Below are 21,993 nucleotides of genomic sequence, written 5' to 3'. Positions count from 1 at the left end.
GAAGATCAACGATTCGCCCCATTGCGAATGCACGATGTCTACCAGCCTATCGCGTTTTTCCCGCCGATTTCCTACACTCTCTCGCGCCCCGGCTTCGGGTTCGGTGTGGTTGCCCGAAATGGTAGTTTCTTGCCGGCCAGGGCGCGGATTTCTGAGCGTAGTGCGCAACGTGGCGCCAACTCCAACAGTGAGCTTCCGGCCAGCACCGCAGCCTGGCAAACCGAGTGGTCATCAGGCAAAAAACCGAGGATGGGATAGGAGGGCCCGAAGCGCTCCCAGGCCTCCGAAATGCCGCGGCGCGGGGCCCTGCCGGAGGAAGCCGAGCCGACCTTGTTGAACAGGATCCGCAACTGTGGGTGAAGCTGCGCCTCGGCCAGTTCATCCAGGGCCCGGATGGCCCGGGGAATGCCCACACTGTTCGCGGCCACGACCATGATCACCTCGTCGGAAAAGCGCAATGCCTCCACGCTGACCCCGTTGCGCTGCGGGGCGTAGGTGTCGAAGCTGAGCTGTTCGTCGGTTTCCACCGGGGCGGCCACGTCCAGGATGACCCGGTCATGGTGTTCCTTCAGTACCGCCACGGCCCGGCGCAGCGAGGCGGCCCGCACCTCGGGCCAACGACTGGCGCGCGGGATTCCGCTGGCCACCTTCAAGGTGGAGGATCCGACCTGGATTGTGGTCAACACCGCTTCAAGGCGGGCAGCATCGAAGTGCCCGGTGTCCACAACCCGGCACAACTGTGCCACCGCTGCCGCCTCATCGAGCATTCCCAGCTGGATGGCCAGGGATGAGGCGTAGGTATCGGCATCGATGAGGACCACCGATTCGCCGGCGGCTGCCGCCTCCACCGCGAAATTCAGCGCCAGCGTGCTGCGCCCCGGGGAGCCGGCCCCACTCCAGAAGGTGCTCACCCTTCCCGGTTCGCGCCCTGACTCCGCTCCCATTAGGCCCTGGCCCAGGGCGCCGCCAGAGGGCCGGTCCAGCTCCCGCTCGCGCAGCCCCTGGGCGATCAGGGTTTCCAGTTCGGCGGCGCTGCCGCTGGGGGCGGCGGAAATCACCCCGGGGATCGGGGAGACCTCGGTGTCCAGCAGCACCAGCACCACGTCACGTTCCTGCACGTAGTCGACCTGCTCCATGGCCGGCATCAGGCCCGGTTCGGCAACCAGCAGCACGTCCACCCGATTGGAGGTGCAGGCCGCAACCGCCTCGGGGATCTCCTGGCAGACCCGCACCACCATCAGCTCCCCGCGGTAGCTCTCGATCCGGCGCACCAGATCGGGGTCTTGGCCAAGGACCACCACCGAGATGCTCATGAGGATTCACCGGCCGGGTTGTACACCACAATGATCCGTGATTCATTGGCCAATGCCTGCAGCAGGGGTTCAAGATAGGCCGGTTCCACCAGCAGCTCCAGGTTGACGGCACTCTGCCCGACCAGTCCAGCGGCTCGTTCGGTGCGTGCCGAAACTTCCACGAGGTTCGCCAGCAGTTCCGGGGTTCCATAGCTGGCGGTACCCGGCTCCCGCTGGGCGATCCACACGTCGACCCTGCTGCCGGGGGTGATGGCCGGGGACAGGTCCACCGGCAGGTCAATGTTGATGGGCCGTCGCGAACCCAGTTCACTGCGGGTGACGAAGTCCTGGGCGATCAGCTGCCCGGAGCCGATGAAGGTGTTCGCCCGGGCATCCTGCAGGTGCTGCGCCTCGGCCGGCACATAGTGCTGCATGGAGTCACCCAGCTGCACGTGGGCAACCTCCAGGTTCTCTTCACCCAGCGGCTCACCCAGCGTGATGTCCTGCTTGGCCACATACACCGCTGTGCGCTCATCCATGGAGTTGACCAGCACCACGGTGCCGGTCACGGCGGCCGCCACCAGCAGCAGGCCCAGCAGCAGCCGCGGTTCCTTCCATCTGGCACGGCGCACCCGGGGGCTGACCGGTACCGTCTGGTGCTTGCTGCGCGCCTCGGCAACCACGGCGTTCACCTCATTTGAGAACCTGCATGTTGTGCGGTGAGCCTAATGGAAGAACGGGCAACTGTGAAGGGGCGAATCCAGGATTGTGGATTTCGTGGGCGCTGGCAGGGACCCGGCGGGGCCTCAGTGCCGGTGTTCCAGCATCAACCAGCCCAGCGCGGTGTGCGGGATGAGCAGTTCGGAGGTAATGCTGCGCGGGCGGGCATATTCGTCCCGCGCGTGGGTGCCCAGCACGATGAAGTCCTGGGCTGCCTGCAGTAGTGTCCCCTCCCCCAGGAGTTGGCCATCAGTCCCGTGCACCTGGACCGGGTTCCGGTCGCGTAGCAGGGCACGCAACACCGCCGCGAATCTTGCGGCCGCAAGTTTCACCGTCTCGCTGTGCGCGGAAGGCTTGGGCGGCAGGGCTACCGTCTGCACGGCGGCGGCGCGGATGAGCCAGCGGGTCGCGGACTCTTCCAGGCACAGGTAGTCATTGCCAACCGGCCCCAGCCGTGCCGTGAGCTCCTCGCCCCCGGCCAGCCGGAGCGACAAGCGCCGGCCCTGGCAGGTCAGCAGCCGTTCGGCCAGTGTCTGCCGCGCCTGCTCCACCCGAACCGATTCGGCGATTTCCGCTCGCAGGTCTTCTGCCAGCTGTGCCTGCAGCTGGGATTCAAGATCCGCAAACAAGGATTCCCATCGCATGTCCACACCCTACGGGCCTCCACAATTTTCAACAAGAGCCTTCCCTTAATCAACTTCAAGTGTCATCATCTTATTCAAATGACATCAAATGCCATTAAACAACAAAGGATGTGGTGGGGATGTGGCAGAAACGGCTGGCTGCCTCGCTGGTAACCGTGGCTGTGGCGGCGGCGCTGATCAGCCTGCTCTGGCTGCATCGGATGCTCTCTGGCCTTGAGCCGCAACGGTGGAGCAGCTGGCACCTGCCTGTCTCCTGCGGCCTGTTCCTGCGCGCACTGACCTTGTTCCTCATTGGCTACCTGCTCTGGCTCTGCCTGGGCTGGCTCGCGCACTTGCTCTCACGCACGGCGGCCCTTCGAGGTCATCAGCGCTTGGCGCTGATGCTGGGAAGGGTGGGTCCGCGGTTTTTGCGACGCCTCTACATTTCCGGGCTGGGGGTTGGACTGGTGACCGCCATGCCGCTGGGGACCGCTGCCGTGGCCGCTCAGGCCGCCGCCAATACCATTCCCGGTCCCGGCCTCCCTGTCGGTGCAGGGACATCGGATGACCGGAGGGAACCGGGCGTACCGGTGCCCACCTGGAACGCGCAGCGCACCGCAATTCCCCTCGGCCGCACCCTGGGTACTCCCCCGGGCGCGGCGCAGTCCCGGCCCGTGGTGCAGGAAGTGATTATCCGGCACGGAGACACCCTGTGGGACATCGCCCGGACCCGGCTGGGCGAAAGCGCTTCCATCGGTGACGTGGCCGCCTACTGGCCACGCATCCATCAACGCAACCGGGACGTGATCGGTGCCGATCCGGATCTTCTACAGGTCGGCATGGTGCTGCACCTGCCCACACCCTGATACCCAGATCAGCCCCGGCCCCACGGGTTGATCCTCTTGAAAGGTCATCACCATGTCCACCACCACCCTCCACCCCAGCGTCACCTCGGTGAGCTGGCTACAACGACCCGCTGCTCACCTGACGGTGCGCCTGCAGGGCCCGGCGTTGCCACATCCGACGCGCCATCAAAGCCCGCAGGCCATTGCCAAACCCATGAACTGGATCTTCCACCGGGCCCCGGCACCGCGTACCGGCAGAATGGCCGCGGTCCAGCTGTGCCACGCCGTGGCCCGCGCCGTCTTCGAGGTGCTTTCCGGGTACCGCAGCATCCGCCAGCTCAATTTCGCGATGGAGCCAGGCTGTATTGAAAAGATTAAACGGCAGATGCTCATCGAGACCCGCAATTTCACCACCACCGCGCAGCCGGGAACCACCCACGGCTGTGTGCGCACCATCCGGATGGAGCAAACCCAGTCCGGGGCCTATGAATGCGCTGCGGTTCTGGCCTTTAAGCACCGCGTCCGTGCCGTGGCTCTTCGAATCGAGCCCTGGCACGAACGCTGGCAGGTGACGGAACTGGAAGTGCTCTAGGTCAGCGGCGCTTCTTGTTCTTCTTGGACTTTCCGGCCCCAGCCCCGGCAGCGGCCTTGGGCTTGGAGGACTTGGCCTGCTCGCGGGTGGTGCTGGCCTCCCCGTCCTCATCCGGTCCGGTGAACTGCAGGTTCTGCGGTTGCGCCGGAGTGCCCAGCGCCTCGCCGATCGCCTCCGGTTCCTTCTGCCCGGCGGGCAGTTCCAGGTGGAATAGGGTGCCGATGGAATCCTCGCGGATGCCTTCCATCATGGTCTGGAACATGGTGTAGCCCTCGCGCTGGTATTCCACCAGCGGGTCACGCTGTGCCATGGCACGCAGCCCGATGCCCTCCTTGAGGTAATCCATCTCGTACAGGTGTTCCTGCCATTTGCGTCCAATGGTCGAAAGCACGACGCGACGCTCCAGTTCGCGCATGGTCTGCGAACCGACCGCCTCTTCGCGGGCCTGGTACTGCAGGCGCGCATCGGAGAGGACTTCCTGCTCAATGAACGCCGGGGTCAGGTGGGAGACGCCGCCGGCTTCCTCGGCCACCTCATCAACGGTCAGCGAGATGGGGTAGAGCTGTTTGAAGTTGGTCCACAACTGGCGCAGATCCCAGTCATCCGGGTTGCCGGACTGGGTGGCTTCGACAACCATCGCCTTGACGACGTCCTCCAGGAAGTGCTCCACCTTCTCGTGGATGTCATCGCCTTCCAGGATGCGGCGGCGGTCGGTGTAGATCGCCTCGCGCTGGCGGTTCATCACGTCGTCGTACTTCAGCACGTTCTTGCGCTGTTCGGCGTTGACGCCTTCAACCTGCGCCTGGGCGGATTCAATGGCCTTGGAGACCATCTTGGATTCCAGGGCCACGTCATCGGGCATCGAGGGATTGTTCATGATCCGCTCGGCCATGCCCGAATTGAAGCGGCGCATCAGGTCATCGGTCATCGACAGGTAGAAGCGGGATTCACCCGGGTCGCCCTGGCGCCCGGCACGGCCGCGCAGCTGGTTGTCGATGCGCCGCGACTCGTGGCGTTCGGTGCCCAGCACGTACAGTCCGCCCAGCTCGGCGACTTCCTTGGCTTCGCGGGCCACGGTTTCCTTGGCCTTGGCGAACACCTCGTCCCATTCGGCCTCGTACTGTTCGGAGTTCTCCTGCGGGTCCAGTCCGCGGCGTTCCATTTCGGCCACCGCGATGAACTCGGCGTTGCCGCCGAGCATGATGTCGGTACCGCGCCCGGCCATGTTGGTGGCCACGGTGACCCCGCCCTTCTTACCGGCCATCGCCACGATGGCCGCTTCACGGGCGTGGTTCTTGGCGTTGAGCACCTCGTGGCGCACACCCTGCTTGGCCAACAGCCGGGAAAGGTATTCGCTCTTTTCCACGCTGGTGGTGCCCACCAGGATCGGCTGGCCGCTCTGGTGGCGTTCGGCGATGTCGGCGACGACGGCGTCGAACTTGGCGATCTCGTTCTTGTAGATCAAATCCGACTTGTCTTCGCGGATCGCCGGACGGTTCGTGGGAATTTCCACCACGCCGAGCTTGTAGGTGCCCATGAACTCGGCCGCCTCGGTCTGGGCGGTGCCGGTCATGCCCGAGATCTTCTCGTACATGCGGAAATAGTTCTGCAGGGTGATCGTGGCCAGGGTCTGGTTTTCGGCCTTGATCTGCACGCCTTCCTTGGCCTCGATGGCCTGGTGCATGCCCTCGGAGTAGCGTCGTCCGGGCAGGGCACGGCCGGTGTGTTCGTCCACGATCATGACCTCGCCGTTGACCACGACGTAGTCCTTGTCGCGCTTGAACAGCTCCTTGGCCTTGATGGCGTTGTTCAAAAAGCCGATCAGCGGCGTGTTGGCCGCCTCGTAGAGGTTGTCGATGCCCAGGTAGTCCTCGATCTTCTCGATGCCCGGCTCCAGCACACCCACGGTGCGCTTCTTCTCATCGACCTCGTAATCGGATTCGCGCTCCAGGCGGGTGACCATCTTGGAGAATTCGGTGTACCAGCGGTTGACATCGCCCGAGGCTTGGCCGGAAATGATCAGCGGGGTACGGGCCTCGTCGATCAGGATGGAGTCGACTTCATCGACGATGACGAAGTGGTGTTCGCGCTGGACCAGTTCTTCCTTGCTCCAGGCCATGTTGTCGCGCAGGTAGTCGAAGCCGAACTCGTTGTTGGTGCCATAGGTGATGTCCGCGGCGTACTGCTTGCGGCGCTTGGCAGGATCCATGTTGGCCAGGATGCACCCGGTGCTCATGCCCAAAAAGCGGAAGACGCGGCCCATCAGGTCGGACTGGTATTCGGCCAGGAAGTCGTTGACGGTCACCACGTGCACGCCGCGGCCGGTCAGGGCGTTGAGATAGGCCGGTGCGGTGGCGACCAGGGTCTTACCTTCACCGGTGCGCATTTCGGCGATGTTGCCCAGGTGCAGGGCGGCACCGCCCATCAGCTGGACATCGAAGTGGCGCATCCCCAGTACGCGGTCGGCGGCTTCACGCACCGCGGCGAAGGCTTCGGGAAGCAGCGAATCCAGGGTCTCGCCTTCGGCGTACCGTGCCCGGAACTTATCGGTTTCCCCGCGCAGTTCCTCATCGGACATGTCGCGAAATTCGCCTTCCAACGCATTGATTGCGTCAGCGTAGACCCGCAGCTTCTTCAGGGTCTTCTTGTCGCCGGTACGCAGAATACGTTCTAGCAATGATGCCACGTGGTAGCTCCCAATATCTCAAGCACAGTAAATTCTGGCGGTTTACAGTCTACGTGAGTAATTTGAACTGCAAACTCATTTCAGACCGAGGCCTGGTGTTTCGCGGACAACCGCCATGGGCTGCACAGCACCCGCTCAGTTCCCACGGTAACCGATGAGAGTCCAAGCCACCGTGCCATCAGCCACAGTTCGGCGTCGGTCCCCTGCAACACCGATTCGGTGGGGGCCGCTTCGAAATGCACGGATTTCACCTGTAGCTCCCCGAGCTTGCGGTCCGCCTTCAGATCCACCCGGCCCACCAGGTCGTCGCCGTGCAGGATGGGAAAGACGTAATAGCCGTACCGGCGTTTGGGTTCGGGCACATAAATCTCGATGCGGTAATGGAATCCGAACAGCTTCTGCAGTCGGCGCCGGTTGAAGATCATGGAGTCAAACGGCGAAAGGATGCGGGTGGTACGTGACCGGCGGGTGGCAATCACCAGCCCGGGGCGCAGGTAGAAATCTTCGGTGAGCGATTCAACCCGGCAGCGTTGCAGCTCACCGGCATGCACCAGTTCGTGGACCATCGTTTTGACCGGGGCGGCGGGGAGCCGGAAATACTCGCTGATGCAGTGCAGGCTGGCCACCCCCAACGCGTCCACGGCGGCCAGCACCAGGCGCCGCAGGGATTCCTGCGCCGAATGGGCTGGCTCCAGGTACTGTGCCTGGATGACGGTGCTGGCCGGGGCGAAGCGGCGTTCAAAGTGCTGGTTGCGCCCCAGCGAGAGAATCCGGGTTTGCCAGAACAGTGATTCGGTGACCAGTTTCGTGTCGTTCCAGTTCCATCCCCAGTGGTCCTTGTCCGTCGTGGCCGGGATGTCCAGGGCCTGGCTGATTTGGCGGGCCGAGGAGCCGGGGTTGGAGTCCAGGAATTCCAGGACCGGGGCGACCAGCTGGTGCTGTTCGGGGGTGAAGCGGTGGGAGGCGTCGGCCCAGTGCCGCGGACGCCAGCGCCGCAGGTCCCCCACCAGGTCGCTGCGCACGTAGCTGGCTTCGTGGGACCAGTACTCGGTGACCGGGCTGGCCGCTCCGGCCACCAGCCGGTCCAATTGGGCGCGGCTGTAGTCCCCGAGTCGGGCGAATACCGGCTGGTAGTGGGCGCGGGCCACGACGTTGACCGAGTCGATTTGGGTTTGCGCGATCTGCTGGTAGACCTGCAGGATTTTTGCCCGTCCGCTGCGTGCGGGGCTGCGTGGCCCGGACAAGCCTTGGGCGGCCACGGCGATCCGTCGAGCCTGTTGCAGGCTCAGGTCGCTGTGGCCGCCCATGGTCATAATGACGTGGTGTTCCACCGCCTGCTAGGCGTCGGTGGACACTTCGGAGTCACGGTAGCCGCGGACCTCGGTCGGCAGCTCATCGTCTTCGTTCAGTGACGGATCCAGGGTGAGTACGCCGTACTGGTACTGGTGGCGGCGGTACACCACCGAATGTGACCCGTTGGCTTCGTCGATGAACAGGTAGAACGGGTGTCCCACCAGTTCCATGCGGTCCACGGCGTCGTCGATGCTCATGACCTCGGCAGGGAAGACCTTGCGGCGAATCACCACCGGGGTGTACTGCGAATCCTCGCTGTTTTGCGCGGCTTCCTCGGCGGCCTGGTTTTCCATGGCCTGTTCGACCAAGGTCTTTCCGGCGCCTATCGTCGGCAAGCCGCTGGTGGCCTGGTGGACGGCGACCGGGGTGTGATTCCCGCGGTGCACCTTCTGCTTGTCCCGCGCCTTGCGCAGGCGCTCCAGCAGCTTGGAGAAGGCCACGTCGAATGCTGCGAACTTTTCTGCGCCGGTGGCTTCGGCGCGAATCGCCGGTCCTCGGCCAACCACGGTCAATTCCACGGACAAGGCGGTGGATTGGTTGCGGGCGTGGGGTTCCTTCACGACTTTGACGTCGATCCGCTGCACCTTGTTGGTCAGTTGCTCGATCTTGACCATTTTCTCGTCCACGTATTCGCGGAAACGATCGGAAACGGTGACGTTACGGCCGCTGTAGTTCAGCTCCATGGTGTCCTCCAAAATAGAGTCGGGTGACACAACAATCCAGGGATTTTCCAGCCCCTGGACTGAAGATGGGCCTTACGCTGCATCTGCGATGCAACCCATACTTCACCATATGCCACTTCGTGTGGATTCCACTACTTACTGCCCAGATTTCTTATCGCGTTCAGCGAAACCGACGCTTCAGCGGCTACCTCGTTTCGGTGCTCGGTGGCGGTGTCAAGGCCAGGGCGATCGCTCCAATCACCTGGTACCCGGCCGCCCGGCAGGCGTTTGCCGCGGCGATGAGGGTGGCACCCGTCGTGACCACGTCATCCACCAGCAGCACCTGCTGTCCGGGCCGGGCGGCGTCAAAGGCGTATAGTGCCCCACCGCTGCTGCGCCGCTGGGAGCGGCTCTTGCCCTTCTGGGCCCCGGCAGGACGCAGGGAGAACCGGTGACGCAGGATCGCCCGGCAGCTCAGCCGGGCGGGGATCAGCCCGTCGGCCTGGGCCCGGCACAGGATTCGTTGCACCGGCCAGTATCCGCGCCGGGTCCGCGCGGCCGGTGAGGAGGGAACCGGCACCAGCCACACCTGCTCCCCCGGAACGCACGGTGGGGACAGCGCGGTGGCGGCGCCCGCCAGGTAGGGCGCGAACTGCGCGGCGAGGAATACCCGCTGGCGGTTCTTGAACGCCAGGATCGCCTGGGCCAGCTCGTTGGCGTAGAGCCCGGCGGCGCAGACCAGAAACAGTTCCTGGGGCTGGGGCAGTTCCAGCCGGCAGCGCAGCGCCGGGCCCAGCGGAGGCAAATGCAGCTGGGCGACCAGTTGCCGGGCACACCGCGGGCAGAGCCGGTGATCGGGGGCCTGGCACAGTGCGCAGCTGGTGGGCAGCAGCAGGGCTGCAAGCTCGCGCAGGCCAAAGGCGGCGGCGCGCGCCGGGGTCAAGGACAGGGCCCGGTCCACCCAGGCCGCCAACGAGGAACCCATGGCGCCCAGTGTGCATTGCCCGGGCACGGCAGGTGCCAGCACGGCGGCCGGTTGGGGATGTTAGCCGGGGTAGGACACGTCGGCGGCGAAGTCATCGAGCTTGCGCCAGGTGTTGCCCACCCGGGTGTGCAGGTCCTCCGGGGTTCCGGCGTAGACCGGGCGGCGATCGCCGGGGCCGGCGGCCAGGGACACCATGCCCAGCAGCGGGGAGAACGGTTCGGAGCCCGAGGAGAAGGTCAGCAGCTCGGCTTCCACCGATTCGGTGCGGCTGAACCTGGCCACGATGATGGACTGGTCAGAGTTCCACAGTGCGGTGTTCACCGGAACACTGGGGAAGATCTCCATCGGATGCTCGCTCAGTCCGCGGGGCACCCCGTCGGCGTCGCGCACCACACCGCTGACCAGAACCCGGGTCTGTGAACCATCACGCACCACCAGCAGCGCCCGGGCGCCGTCCCGGGAGATCCGCAGCGACTGCACCTGTTGGCCCTTGAGCCAGTCCACGCTGATCGGCCGGGTTTCCCCGGAGACCGCCGGATCGGCGGGGGCCACCAGGATGGAGGTCTTGGCGGAATTATCCGCGGTCCAGGTCCACCCGGCCACATCCATGGAGGGGCGCAGCAAATTCGTGCCGGTCGCGACCTGGCGGACCCGGCCGTTTTCATCCACGGTCATCAGTGCGCTGCGTTTGCCGTTCAGGAACGCGTAGCGGTTGCCCACCGGCGACATCGCCGGGTCGCGCGGCGAGTATTCGGACAAGTCCGGCACCCCGCCCACCGGGATCACGCTGCCGCCCTTGACATAGACCAGGGACCCCTCATCGATGCCGATCAGCGTGTCCGGGGTGCTGGGGTTGCGTTCGGCCTTCTCGAATTCCGGCGGCACCTGTTCCAGGTTCACGTCCGCTTCCTCGGACTGCATCTGCACGCGTTCCACGGAGGTCAGTTCATCCAGCGAGGCGACCAGCTGCTGCTGCATCAGCTGCTTGGCCTGGTCGGTGCTGTCCACGAAGGTCTCGGCGTTCAGGTCCACCGTCGCGGTGCCGTCCTTGACCGGGACCGCCGGGCGCACCAGGGAGCTGGCCGAGGAGAACGCGGAGACGACCGCGTTTTCCAGGTAGGGGGCCGGACCCTCCAGCAAGGCCTCGACCACGGAGGTCGCCGCACCGCTGCGGGAGGAGAACCAGCGGATGTCCGGGACCAGGTACTTGTAGCTGGCGTCATAGAAGTACAGGGTGCGCGGGGTGAAGATCCGCTCGAAGAAGCTGCTTTCGAGCATGATCCCGTCAGGGGCCTTGGAGATGCGCCATTCCCCGTCGATTTCGCTGAGCTCCACGTCCACCGCACGGGTGGAATGGGAGGGGTATTCGGTGCGGATCCCGTTCGCGTCGACCTCGGCGGTGATTTCCAGCTGGATGGTGTAGCGGTTTTCCGCCCCCGCCTCGATGATCGAGCTGGCGTCGTACACCAGGGTGCGGCTGCTGCCCTTCCAGGCGTTTTGCAGCTGCGGGGTCATGAACTCGCGCGCCACCGCGTAGTCCTGGGCCAGGGACACCCCGGCCTCTAAGAAGCCCTCCACGATGCCGCGCGGGCTGGAGCCCGGCTGCGGTCCCAACGCGTCAAAGCTGTAGTTCTCATCGCTTTCATCATCGGGCTGGGACTGGATCTGCTGGACCGGGGAGGAACGCGGGATGGAGGCGCAGCCGCTGAGCACCAGGACCCCGGCCAGGGCCAGGACCAGGGCGTGCAACAGCCGGGCGACGGGGAACCTCAAGGTGCCCCTCGGCCGCGGGGTGCGGGGTGCCGGTGTGCTCATGACTGATCCCCCGCATCCGGGTTGGCGGCGCCGGGCAGGTCCCTGCCCGGCTTGTCGGTGCCGGGCCGTTCGCTGCCCGGTTTCTGGGTGCCAAAGGCCCCGCGCGGGTCGATGACGTCATCGTCCAGCGGTTCATCCAGCAGCAGCGGCACGAAGCCGATCTTGGGCAGCTCCCCGGTCAGCGGGAAGTGTTCCGGGATTCCGGCGGCACCCAAATCCGGCAGCACGGTGGGCTCCAGCGGCAGCGGTGAGCTGGAGATCGTGTGCCCGGCGGTACGGGGCAGGGTCAGCCGGAAGTTCGAGCCGACCCCCTCCTCGCCCCAGGCCTCCAGGCGTCCACCGTGCAGCGCGGTATCCTCCTTGGCGATGGCCAGCCCCAGCCCGGAGCCGCCGGTGGTGCGCTTGCGGGCCGGATCGGCGCGCCAGAAGCGGTCAAAGACGTGGGAGGCGGCCTCGGCGCTCATCCCGATGCCGTGGTCGCGCACCGAGATCGCCACCGCGTCCTCATCCTGGCCGATGCTGATGTCGATCGGGTTGCCCTCCCCGTGTTCGGCGGCGTTGAGCACCAGGTTGCGCAGGATCCGCTCGACCCGCCGCGGGTCCACTTCGGCCACGCAGCCCTCGGCGGGGGCCGAGAGGCGCAGCACCGAACCGTATTCGTCGGCGACCGGGGTGGCGGTGTCGATGACCTTGCGGGCGATCACGTTCAGGTCCGTGGATTCACGGTCCAGCACCGCCACCCCGGCATCGAAGCGGGAGACCTCCAGCAGGTCATTGAGCAGGTTCTGGAAGCGTTCGATCTGGTTGTACATCAGTTCGGCCGAACGCGAGGTCAGCGGGTCGAAGGACTCCCGGGCGTCATGGATCACCTCGGCGGCCATGCGCACCGTGGTCAACGGGGTGCGCAGTTCATGGGACACGTCCGAGACGAAGCGCTGCTGCATTGCCGAGAGCTGGTTCAGCTGGGTGATCTGGTCCTGCAGGGAGGCGGCCATGTGGTTGAAGGCGGTGCCCAGGCGGGCGACCTCGTCCTCGCCGATCACCCGCATGCGCCGGTCCAGGTCCCCGGCGGCGATCCGCTCCGAAACGTAGGCGGCGTCGGCGACCGGGCGCACCACGGTGCGGCTGACCGACCAGGAGATCACCCCGACCACCAGCAGCAGGATCATGCCGGTGAGCACCATGGCGCGGTTGATGAATTCCAGGGTGCTTTGCACGCTGGAGAGGTCATAGACCAGGTAGAGGCCGTATTCCCGGCCCGGGGGCAGCAGCACCTTGGTGCCGAAGATGATCCCCGGCGCCTGGCTGCCGGCGGTGGGGATCTCCACCGAACGCCAGTAGATCCCCGAATCGTTCATGACCCGTTCGGACAGGTCCGCCGGGATGATCCGGCTGGTCAGCTGCCCGGAGGCCGTGGGGGCCACATAGATGTTCTCATCGCCCGGGAAGGGCATCAGCACGAAGTCGCGCACCACGCTGGCCCCGTCGCCCTCCAGGGTGCTTAGCGTGCTGTTGACCAGCGACTGGGTGGAGACCCGGTCGGTGGTGGCCGCGGATTCGAAGATGGACCGGGCCTGGGTCAGCCCGCGCTCGGACTCGGTGGCGACCTGGTTGAAGCGCTCGGTGAACAGGGTGCTGGCGATCTGGTTGGACAGGAACGCCCCGGCCGCCAGCAGCGCCAGGGAGGAAAACAGCAGCGTGGAGGCCACGGTGCGGTACATCAGGTGGCGGTTCCAGCGTCGGCGCACCGCCGCCAGCGGACGGCGCAGCCACAGCCGCAGCCGGTAGAAGGGTGGGGCCTTGGGAACCGCCGAGTCGCGCACGTCGACCGGGACAAGTTCGCTTCCGGTCGTGGTGCGCTGACTCAACTTGCCGATCCCGCCTTGTAGCCGACGCCGCGCACGGTCTGGATGATCGTGGGCTTCTCCGGGTCCTTCTCAATCTTCGACCGCAGCCGCTGCACGTGCACGTTCACCAGCCGGGTGTCCGCCGCGTGGCGGTAGCCCCACACGGCCTCCAGCAGCTGTTCGCGGCTGAAGACCTGCCAGGGCTTGCGGGCCATGGTGACCAGCAGGTCAAATTCCAGGGGGGTCAGCGACAGCACGCTCTGCCCGCGGGTGACCCGGTGGCCGGCCACGTCGATGGTCACATCGGCCACGTTCAGCATTTCCGGGGCGTGGGTTTCGGCCGGGCGCAACCGGGCCCGCACCCGGGCGACCAGTTCGGCCGGCTTGAAGGGCTTGGGCACGTAGTCATCGGCCCCGGACTCCAGCCCGCGCACCACGTCGGCGGTGTCGGACTTGGCGGTGAGCATCACGATGGGCACATCGGATTCGCCGCGGATCTGCTTGCACACCTCAATGCCGTCGATGCCCGGCAGCATCAGATCCAGCAGGACCAGGTCGGGGTTCGCCTCGCGGAAGGCCTCCAGCGCGCCGGAACCGTCGTAGCAGAACACCGGGTCGAACCCGTCGTTTTGCAGCACGATGCCGATCATCTCCGACAGCGCCTCATCGTCATCGACGACCAGGATCTTAGCCTTCATACATTTCCCCCTGAATAGCGACAAGCCGGCTACTGGCGCGGCCCAGCGAAACGGCAGGCAGCAAACTTACCCGCTGCTCTTTAAGATACATGAGTTCCGGGGCCTTTCTCCCGGTCAGGGCGCACCCCGGGCGTGTACTCCCGGGTGCGGGCCTAGGCGTCCACACGGGTCTGCTCCAGCGCCTGGGCGTACCCGGTCAGCGCCTGCAGGCAGCTGATCACCTCGGCGGCCCCGGAGGCGGAGAAGTCCCCGCGCGGCATCAGGCGCAGCGCCCCGAGCCGCTCCAGCCCCAGCCCCAGCATCCGCCAGGGACGCAGGATGTCCTTGACCGCCTGCACCACCCCCGGCGGCTTCTGCCCGGGCTCCAGGACCTGCAGGAAGAGCCGGCCCCCGGATTCGACCAGCGCCGCGGCCCGCTCCCAGCCGGCATGGTCCAGGCCCACCGGGTCCAGCACCAGGGCATCGATCCCGGCCTGGTGGACCAGGTCCACCCGTTCGCGCCAACGCCCGTCCTGCTGCGCCAGCTGCGCCACCCAGGACACGTTGTGGTGCTGGTTCACGTGCTCCACCAGTGCCCCCAGCAGCTGGCGCACCTCCTGGCGGGGCACCGAGCGCAGGGTGCGGTACCCGCTGGCGGTGGGCAGCGCCCCATCCAGCACGGCGCCCAGCGCCGGCTCCTCCAGCTGCACTGTGAAGTGGCGCAGCGCGGTGATCCGGGACAGGCGGGTGAGCCAGTCCCCCAGCCCCTGGGCGTAGGCCTCGATGATGTCGCGCCGGGCCCCGTGGTCGGCCACCGCCCGTTCCCCGTTGCCCAAGTGCAGGCCGGCGGCCAGCGACCAGGGCCCGAGCACGTTCAGCTTAATCCGCGCGGCCGGTTTCTTCTCCGCGCCCAGCACGTCGGCCAGCAGGTTCTCGTCACTGCGCAGCAGGCTGCGGGCGCGGCGGGCGTCCATCCCGTCCGGCACCCCGATCCGCCAGCCGTGCGGCTGCAGGTCAAAGCCCAGCTCGGTGATCATAGCGGTGCTGCGCGCCTGCTGGCGTGCCCACACTCCGCGGTCGGGCAGCTGCGGGAAGACCGCCAGGTTCGGTTCCCCCAGTTCCCCGCGCACCACCTTGTGCACTTCCACGGCTTCGGTGCCGGCAAAGCGGGGCTGGCAGGTGACGTGCACCGCGGCCTCGGCGGCGGCCACCGCAGCGGCGGCCGGATCTGCCGCCGGGCCCGGTTCGGCGGGCTGGTTGCCGGATAGGGCTTGTCGTTCACTCATCGTGCTCACCGGATGGGGTTACTCGTTGTTGTGCGCGTTGGAGATGTGCTGGTGGTGGCGGATCACCTCGGAGATGATGAAGTTCAGCACCTTCTCGGCGAACTCCGGGTCCAGGTGCGCCTCACGGGCCAGGTGGCGTAGCCGCTCAATCTGCGCCTTTTCCCGGTTCGGGTCGCTGGGCGGCAGCTGGTGCACGGCCTTGAGGTGGCCCACCCGCTGGGTGGCCTTGAAGCGTTCGGCCAGCAGGTAGACCAGCTGGGCGTCGAAGTTGTCGATGCTGCCGCGGATGGAATACAGCTCATCGAGCACCGCCTGGTCGACCTCGCCGTGCAGGGAGCTGGCGTGCGGGTCGAAGTCCGTGGGCAGGGGGTTCGTGTTCGGCTCGCTCATGCGCCCAGTTTACGTGGGATTAGGCCACGGCCCGCATTAAGTGACGCGCCGCCACCGGCCCCGGGGGCTGGTGGCGGCGCGTGGTGCGCTCACTGTGCCAGGTTCAGCTGCTCGATCAGCGCCCGGCGCTTGGCCTGTTCACGCGGGTCGGGCACCGGCAGGGAAGCGATCAGCCGCTGCGTGTACGGGTGCTGCGGGGCGCTGAGCACCCTGGAGCCCAGCCCCTCCTCGACCAGTTCGCCGCGCAGCAGCACCCCCACCCAGCTGGCGAGCATGTCCACCACCGCCAGGTCGTGGGAGATGAACAGGGCCGCGAAGCCCAGCTGCTGCTGCAGCTCCAGGAACAGCTCCAGCACCTTGGCCTGCACCGAGACATCCAGCGCGCTGGTGGGTTCATCGGCGATCAGCAGCTTCGGCTCCAGGGCCAGCGCCCGGGCCAGCGAGGCGCGCTGGCGTTGGCCGCCGGAGAGCTCGTGCGGGTAGCGTTCGGCGTAGCCGGCCGGCAGCTGCACCGACTCCAGCAGCCCGCCCACCCGGGCCCGGGTTTCGCGCGGGCCCAGGCTGCGGTGCACGTTCAGCGGTTCGGCCACGCACTGCCCGATGGTCAGCTGCGGGTTGAAGCTGGCGGCCGGGTCCTGGAAGACGAACCCGATCTGCTCCCGCAGCGGCTTGAAGCTGCGTTCACGGAAATCGGCCATCTCATAGTCCAGCACCCTCAGCGACCCGCCGGTCATCCGGTTCAGCCCGGCGATGGTGCGCCCGATGGTGGTCTTGCCCGAGCCGGATTCACCGACCAGCCCGTACACCTCACCGGCGTGGATCTTCAGGGACACCCCGTTGACGGCCGTGAACCCCGGCGCGCCCAGCCGCCCCGGGTAGTGCACGCTCAGGTCCCGGGCCTCGACCAGCACCGGCTTCTCGGCGTGGGCGCGGGACTCCAGGTCCTTCGAGGCGCTGGAGCGGCCCAGGTGCGGCACCGCCTCCAGCAGTGAACGGGTGTAGTCCTGCTGCGGGTTCTCGAACAGGTCCAGCGCCTTGGCCTGTTCGATCACCAGGCCCTGGTTCATCACGATCACCCGGTCGGCGATGTCGGCGACCACGCCCATGTTGTGGGTGATGATCACGATCGCGGTGCCCAGCTCCTCGCGCACCTGGCGCAGCAGCTGCAGGATTTCGGCCTGCACCGTCACATCCAGGGCGGTGGTCGGTTCGTCGGCCACGATTAGTGAGGGGCGCAGCGCCAGCGCCGCGGCGATCACCACGCGCTGCTTCTGCCCGCCGGAGAACTGGTGCGGGTAGTAGTCCACCCGGCGTTCGGGGTCCGGGATGCCGACCTGGCGCATCGCCTCCACGGCGCGGGCCTTGGCCTGCCTGCGGCCGATCTTGTTGTGCGCCCGGATGCCCTCCATGATCTGCCAGCCCACCGTGTACACCGGGTTCAGCGCGGTGGAGGGTTCCTGGAACACCATGGACACGTCCCGGCCGCGGGCCCGGCGCAGCTGGGCGCCGCTGGCGTGCAGCATGTCCTGGCCCTTGAGGTAGACCGCGCCGTGCGCCGCCCCGTTCTCGGCCATGATCCCCAGGGCGGTGCGGGCGGTGACCGACTTGCCGGACCCCGATTCCCCGACGATCGCCAGGATCTCCCCGGGCTGGACGGAAAAGTCCACCCCGCGCACGGCCGGGACCGGCCCGGAGTCGGTGACGAAGTCGATGGACAGGTCCTGGACGCTGAGCACCTGGTTCGGTTCGCTGTGGGTGTGGCTCATGCCGCGGCCCCCTTCTGGATCATGCGCTTGGCCTTCTTGCGGCTGATGCGCCGCAGCCGCGGGTCGTTCAGGTCGTTCATCGATTCACCGACCAGGGTCAGCCCCAGCACGGTCAGCACAATCGCCAGGCCCGGGAACAGCCCGGTCCACCAGATCCCGCCGGTGGCGTCGCTCATCGCCCGGTTCAGGTCAAAACCCCATTCGCTGGCGGCGGTCGGTTCGATGCCAAAGCCCAGGAAGCCGAGCCCGGCCAGGGTCAGCAGCGCCTCGGAGGCGTTCAGGGTGAAGATCAGCGGCAGGGTGCGCGTGGCGTTGCGCAGCAGGTGGGTGCCCATGACCCGCCAGCTGCTGGCGCCGATCACCTGCGCGGACTCGACGAACGGTTCGGCCTTCAGCCGGATCACCTCGGCGCGCACCACCCGGTAGTACTGGGGGATGAACACCACGGTGATGGACACCGCCGCGGCCATGATGCCGCCGAACAGGGAGGACTGGCCCTGGGAGATCACGATGGACATCACGATGGCCAGCAGCAGCGAGGGGAAGGCGTAGATGGCGTCGTTGAGCACCACCATCACCCGGTCGAACCAGCCGCCCAGATACCCGGAGACCAGCCCCAGGAACACCCCGAGGAAGATCGACATGACCACCGCGGCGATGATCACCCACACGGCGGTCTGCGCGCCGTAAAGGGTGCGGGAGAAGACGTCGTACCCGGAGACCGTGGTCCCCCAGATGAACTTGTCATCGGGGGCCGACTGGCGCGGGAACGCGCCCGAGGCATCCCGGTTCTGGGCGAAGTCAAACGGTGCGATCACCGGGGCCAGCAGTGCGGTGAACACCAGCAGCAGGGAGAGCACCAGCCCGGCGATCAGCATTCCGCGCTGCAGCCCGGAGGACATGCGCAGGTGGGAGATCACCGGCAGGCGCAGCCACCAGGGCGCGTGGGCCTTGATTTCAGTGACGGTGGTGGTGCTCATGCTAGTACCTCACTCTCGGGTCGATCAGCGCGGCGACCACGTCCACGATGAAGTTGGTGACGGCCACGATGATGGCCAGCAGCACCACGATGCCCTGCACGGCCACGAAGTCGCGGGCGGTCAGGTACTCGGCCAGCTTGAAGCCCAGCCCCTGCCATTCGAAGGTGGTTTCGGTCAGCACCGCCCCGCCGAGCAGCATGGCGATCTGCAAGCCCATCACGGTGATGATCGGGATCAGGGCCGGACGGTAGGCGTGCTTGGTCAGCAGCCGGTACTCCCCCACCCCGCGGGAGCGGCCGGCCTCCACGTATTCGCGGCCCAGCGTGCCGATCACGTTGGTGCGCACCAGGCGCAGGAACACCCCGCCGGTGAGCAGGCCCAGGGCGATGGCCGGCAGCAGGGCGTGGCGCACCACGGCCCAGAAGGCCTCGAAGTTGCCGCTGCGCAGCGCGTCCAGCCAGTAGATGCCGGTCGGTGAGCCCAGATTGGTCAGCTCCAGCTCGGTCTGCCAGTCCGCGCGTCCGGAGATCGGCAGCCAGCCCAGCCAGATCCCGAAGATCAGCTTGAGCAGCAGCCCGGCGAAGAACACCGGGGTGGCGTAGCCCAGGATCGCGAAGATGCGCAGCGCGGCGTCGGAGTAGCTGTCCCGGAAGCGGGCGGCCAGCAGTCCCAGCGGGATGCCCAGCAGCAGGGCGACAATGACCGCGTTGATGGACAGTTCCAAGGTGGCCGCGCCGTAGGTGATGAGCACCTCGGTGACCTCCCGGTTGTCGCTCATGGTGCGGCCCAGGTCCCCGCGCAGGATCTGGCCGAGGTATTCGAAGTACTGGACCATGATCGGCCGGTCATAGCCGGCCTCGGCGATGCGTTCGGCCAGCTGGGTGGGGGTCAGCCGCCCGCCCAGGGCCGCGGTGATCGGGTCGCCGGTGACGCGCATCAGGAAGAAGACGACGGTGATCAGGATGAACACGGTCGGGAAGATCAGCAAAAAGCGGGTGATCAGATAGCGCAGGAAGCCGCCGCCGGCGCCCTTGGACTTTTTCTTGGTCGGTGTACTGGATGTGGGTTCTTCCACAGGCAGGGTGATGGACATGGTGGTGTTCCTCTTAGGTGTTTGGTCTGCCGGCCCACGCCCCGGTGGGGGGTTGGGCATGCCAAAGGGGCCTGCGGCGGATTCTCCCTGCAACGGGCCCGCAGGCCCCCTTTGGCTCATCTCAGGCCGCCTGGGCCGGGGCCTACTTGCTCAAGACGCCCATGCGGAACTTGAAGGAGGCATCCAGGGTCTTGTCAACGCCCTGCACGTCCTTGCCGGCGACCGCGACCTGGGCGCCCTGCAGCAGCGGCAGGGTGGAGAGGTCATCGGCCACCATGTCCTGCAGCTGGCCGATCATTTCGCTGCGCTTGCCTTCATCGGTTTCACCGCGCTGCTCGGAGATCAGCGAGTCAACTTCCTGGTTGTCGTACCCGTTGGACAGGAAGTTGTCCTTGGCGAAGAACGGCGCGAGGTAGTTATCGGCATCCGAGTAGTCCGGGAACCAGCCCAGCTGGTAGGCCGGGTAGTCGGTGACGCGCTGCTTCTGGTACGTGACCCATTCGGTGGACTTCAGGTCCACTTCGAACAACCCGTCGGCCTCCAGCTGGCTCTTGACCATCGCGTACTCGTCCCCGGAGCTTGGACCGTAGTGGTCGGGATTGTACTGCAGCGCCAGCTTGACCGGGGTCTGCACCCCGGCGTCCTCCAGCACCTTCTTGGCCGCCTCGGCATCCGGGCCGCCGTCCTTGCCGTACTTTTCCTTCAGCGGCTCGGTGGCTCCGGTGAATCCCTGCGGGACGAAGGAGTAGGCCGGGGTGTAGGTGTCCTTGTAGACCTGGGTGGCGATCGCCTGGCGGTCCACCAGGTTGGCGGCGGCCTGGCGCACGGCCAGGGCCTTGGCCGGGTCGGCGTCGGCGGTTTCCTTGCCGTAGGGCATGGAGTCGAAGTTGAACACGATGTAGCGCAGTTCCCCGCCCGGGCCCTTGTGGACGGTCAGGTTATCCTGGCCCTCCAGGTCCTCGATGTCGGTGGGGGTCAGCGAACGCCAGGCCACGTCGATCTTGCCCTGCTGGATTTCCAGCTTCATGTTGTTCGCGTCCGCGTAGTACTTGATGGCCGCCTGGGAGTTGGCAGGTTCACCCAGCACGCCCTGGTATTCATCGTTCTTGCTCAGCGAGACCAGGGTGTTCTTGTTGTAGGAGTCGATCACGTATTGTCCGCCAAAGGCCTTGGCGTCCACGATTTCCTTGTCGTCGATGACCTTGTCGGCCGGGAAGACCTCGTCATCGACGATCGGGCCCACCGGGGAGGAGAGCACCTGGGCGAAGGTCTGGTCGTTGGGGACCTTCAGGGTGAACACCACGGTGGTGGCATCCGGGGCCTCAACCTTGTCCAGGTTGCCCAGCAGCGAGCTTGGGCCGTTCGGGTCGGCGATCTTCAGCTGGCGGTCGAAGCTGTGCTTGACGTCCTTGGAATCCAGGTCATGGCCGTTGGCCCACTTCAGCCCCTCCTTGAGCTTGACCGTGTACTCGGTCGGCGAAGTGAAGTCCGCGCTGGCCGCGATGGCGGGCACCGGGTCCGGGGAGCCGGGCTCGTTGTTCAGCAGGAACGGATAGATCTGGTTCATGACCATGAACGAACCGTTGTCGTAGGACGCGGCCGGGTCCAGTGAGGTGACCTTGTCGGTGGTGCCCAGCGTGATAACCGCGCTGCCGCTGCCCTGCTCCCCGGACTGGCCCTCCTCCTGGGAACCGGAAGGGCCGGTGCAGGCACTCAATGCCAGCGCACTGGCCGAGAGGATGACCGCGGCCCGCGAGAGGCGCGAAAACTTTGATGACATTTCTTATCCTTCGCATAGTGATGCAAGTGACCCCATTGGGTGTTCAGGGTCACACCCAAGTCAACTATACGACACTTCTTTCACGTTTTTGTGTCGCGCATCACGCCGATTGTGTGAAGGATCCGGGCCGAAGCAAGGGACGCCCGGGCGCGGGGACTACATCGCCAGCAGCACCGAAATGATGTTGCTCAGCGCCCAGGCGCCCAGCAGCGACCACCCGATGGCGCCCAGCATCCGGGCGTGGGACACCGGCTCGGTGGTCTGGGGGTGCTGCTCGTGTCCGATGCGGTAGTACACGACGCTGGGCGCGGCGGTGTCGGTGAGCGCGTGCTCGTGCAGGGTGCTGCGCCGGGTGCCGTCGGCGGTGCTCCACACCAGGCAGGGCTGGCCCTCCAGGACCATCAGCTCGCACTCGGCCCGCCGCCATTTGCGCATCGAGCGCCTGGAGACCTGGGCGGCAAAGAGGAAGCCGAAGCAGGCGGCCAGCAGCAGCCAGCCGATCAACTCCAGTGCAGGTTGCAAGCTGCCCGACGCGTCGCCCATCACCCCATGATAAGGGCAGCACCCGCCGGCCGGGGTGCGCCCGGTGATCGCCCAGCCC

At 66.4% G+C, this 21,993-nt stretch carries 19 protein-coding genes; 2 read left to right on the top strand and 17 right to left on the bottom strand.

The window, feature by feature from the left end; translation table 11 throughout:
- Positions 1-71: 71 nt before the first annotated feature.
- The 3 genes from FDN03_RS12565 to FDN03_RS12555 all read right to left on the bottom strand — a co-directional run bounded on the left by FDN03_RS12565 (position 72) and on the right by FDN03_RS12555 (position 2,656).
- Entirely contained in the window at positions 72-1,313 is a 1,242-nt protein-coding gene (locus FDN03_RS12565) for a chromosome partitioning protein (protein ID WP_138177541.1), read from the bottom strand.
- Positions 1,310-1,984 carry a hypothetical protein gene (locus FDN03_RS12560; protein WP_138177539.1) on the bottom strand — a complete coding sequence of 225 codons (675 nt, stop codon included), beginning with the start codon at positions 1,982-1,984 and terminating at the stop codon, positions 1,310-1,312. The genes FDN03_RS12565 and FDN03_RS12560 overlap by 4 nt, the downstream gene beginning before the upstream one ends.
- 114 nt (positions 1,985-2,098) lie before the next feature.
- Positions 2,099-2,656 carry a hypothetical protein gene (locus FDN03_RS12555; protein WP_138177537.1) on the bottom strand — a complete coding sequence of 186 codons (558 nt, stop codon included), beginning with the start codon at positions 2,654-2,656 and terminating at the stop codon, positions 2,099-2,101.
- A gap of 119 nt (positions 2,657-2,775) precedes the next feature.
- On the opposite strand from FDN03_RS12555, the gene FDN03_RS12550 reads away from it, so the two are divergent.
- Both FDN03_RS12550 and FDN03_RS12545 read left to right on the top strand, forming a co-directional pair.
- The gene (locus FDN03_RS12550; RefSeq protein ID WP_138177535.1) at positions 2,776-3,501 is read left to right on the top strand and encodes a LysM peptidoglycan-binding domain-containing protein; all 726 of its coding nucleotides are present in this window, start codon (positions 2,776-2,778) and stop codon (positions 3,499-3,501) included.
- Between the two features lie 52 nt (positions 3,502-3,553).
- Entirely contained in the window at positions 3,554-4,072 is a 519-nt protein-coding gene (locus FDN03_RS12545; RefSeq protein WP_138177533.1) for an Rv3235 family protein, read from the top strand.
- 1 nt (position 4,073) lies between these two features.
- Here FDN03_RS12545 and secA read toward each other — a convergent pair whose 3' ends face one another.
- The 14 genes from secA to FDN03_RS12475 form a co-directional block, all read right to left on the bottom strand.
- On the bottom strand, positions 4,074-6,758 hold the full coding sequence (gene secA, locus FDN03_RS12540; RefSeq protein WP_138177531.1) for a preprotein translocase subunit SecA: 2,685 nt from the start codon (positions 6,756-6,758) through the stop codon (positions 4,074-4,076).
- 80 nt (positions 6,759-6,838) lie between these two features.
- The gene (locus tag FDN03_RS12535) at positions 6,839-8,089 is read right to left on the bottom strand and encodes a crosslink repair DNA glycosylase YcaQ family protein (RefSeq protein WP_138177529.1); all 1,251 of its coding nucleotides are present in this window, start codon (positions 8,087-8,089) and stop codon (positions 6,839-6,841) included.
- A 6-nt stretch (positions 8,090-8,095) separates the two neighbouring features.
- Positions 8,096-8,794 (bottom strand): ribosome-associated translation inhibitor RaiA, encoded by a 699-nt coding sequence (gene raiA, locus FDN03_RS12530; RefSeq protein ID WP_138177527.1) that lies wholly within the window; start codon positions 8,792-8,794, stop codon positions 8,096-8,098.
- 184 nt (positions 8,795-8,978) lie between these two features.
- Complete coding sequence (locus FDN03_RS12525; protein WP_138177525.1) at positions 8,979-9,758, bottom strand: phosphoribosyltransferase family protein; 780 nt, start codon at positions 9,756-9,758, stop codon at positions 8,979-8,981.
- A 60-nt stretch (positions 9,759-9,818) separates the two neighbouring features.
- Positions 9,819-11,531, bottom strand: a complete 1,713-nt coding sequence (locus tag FDN03_RS12520; RefSeq protein ID WP_171021237.1) for an LpqB family beta-propeller domain-containing protein — start codon at positions 11,529-11,531, stop codon at positions 9,819-9,821.
- 38 nt (positions 11,532-11,569) lie between these two features.
- Positions 11,570-13,441, bottom strand: coding sequence for an MtrAB system histidine kinase MtrB (gene mtrB / locus FDN03_RS12515; protein WP_138177521.1), 1,872 nt, complete (start codon positions 13,439-13,441; stop codon positions 11,570-11,572).
- Positions 13,438-14,118 carry an MtrAB system response regulator MtrA gene (gene mtrA, locus FDN03_RS12510; protein WP_138177519.1) on the bottom strand — a complete coding sequence of 227 codons (681 nt, stop codon included), beginning with the start codon at positions 14,116-14,118 and terminating at the stop codon, positions 13,438-13,440. The genes mtrB and mtrA overlap by 4 nt, the downstream gene beginning before the upstream one ends.
- Before the next feature lie 152 nt (positions 14,119-14,270).
- Positions 14,271-15,383, bottom strand: coding sequence for a hypothetical protein (locus FDN03_RS12505; RefSeq protein ID WP_138177517.1), 1,113 nt, complete (start codon positions 15,381-15,383; stop codon positions 14,271-14,273).
- A gap of 18 nt (positions 15,384-15,401) precedes the next feature.
- Positions 15,402-15,773 (bottom strand): chorismate mutase, encoded by a 372-nt coding sequence (locus tag FDN03_RS12500; RefSeq protein ID WP_054822019.1) that lies wholly within the window; start codon positions 15,771-15,773, stop codon positions 15,402-15,404.
- A gap of 89 nt (positions 15,774-15,862) precedes the next feature.
- Entirely contained in the window at positions 15,863-17,539 is a 1,677-nt protein-coding gene (locus tag FDN03_RS12495) for an ABC transporter ATP-binding protein (protein WP_138177515.1), read from the bottom strand.
- Complete coding sequence (locus FDN03_RS12490; protein WP_138177513.1) at positions 17,536-18,519, bottom strand: ABC transporter permease; 984 nt, start codon at positions 18,517-18,519, stop codon at positions 17,536-17,538. Before FDN03_RS12490 ends, FDN03_RS12495 begins: the two co-directional genes overlap by 4 nt.
- A 1-nt stretch (position 18,520) precedes the next feature.
- Positions 18,521-19,612, bottom strand: coding sequence for an ABC transporter permease (locus tag FDN03_RS12485; RefSeq protein WP_054821394.1), 1,092 nt, complete (start codon positions 19,610-19,612; stop codon positions 18,521-18,523).
- A 142-nt stretch (positions 19,613-19,754) separates the two neighbouring features.
- Positions 19,755-21,392 (bottom strand): ABC transporter substrate-binding protein, encoded by a 1,638-nt coding sequence (locus FDN03_RS12480; RefSeq protein WP_138177511.1) that lies wholly within the window; start codon positions 21,390-21,392, stop codon positions 19,755-19,757.
- A 156-nt stretch (positions 21,393-21,548) separates the two neighbouring features.
- Positions 21,549-21,935, bottom strand: coding sequence for a hypothetical protein (locus FDN03_RS12475; protein ID WP_138177509.1), 387 nt, complete (start codon positions 21,933-21,935; stop codon positions 21,549-21,551).
- Between the last annotated feature and the right edge of the window lie 58 nt (positions 21,936-21,993).

This window comes from Glutamicibacter sp. V16R2B1, assembly GCF_005774635.1.
Classification (GTDB): domain Bacteria; phylum Actinomycetota; class Actinomycetes; order Actinomycetales; family Micrococcaceae; genus Glutamicibacter; species Glutamicibacter creatinolyticus.
This window is presented reverse-complemented; position numbering and strand designations above follow the sequence as displayed.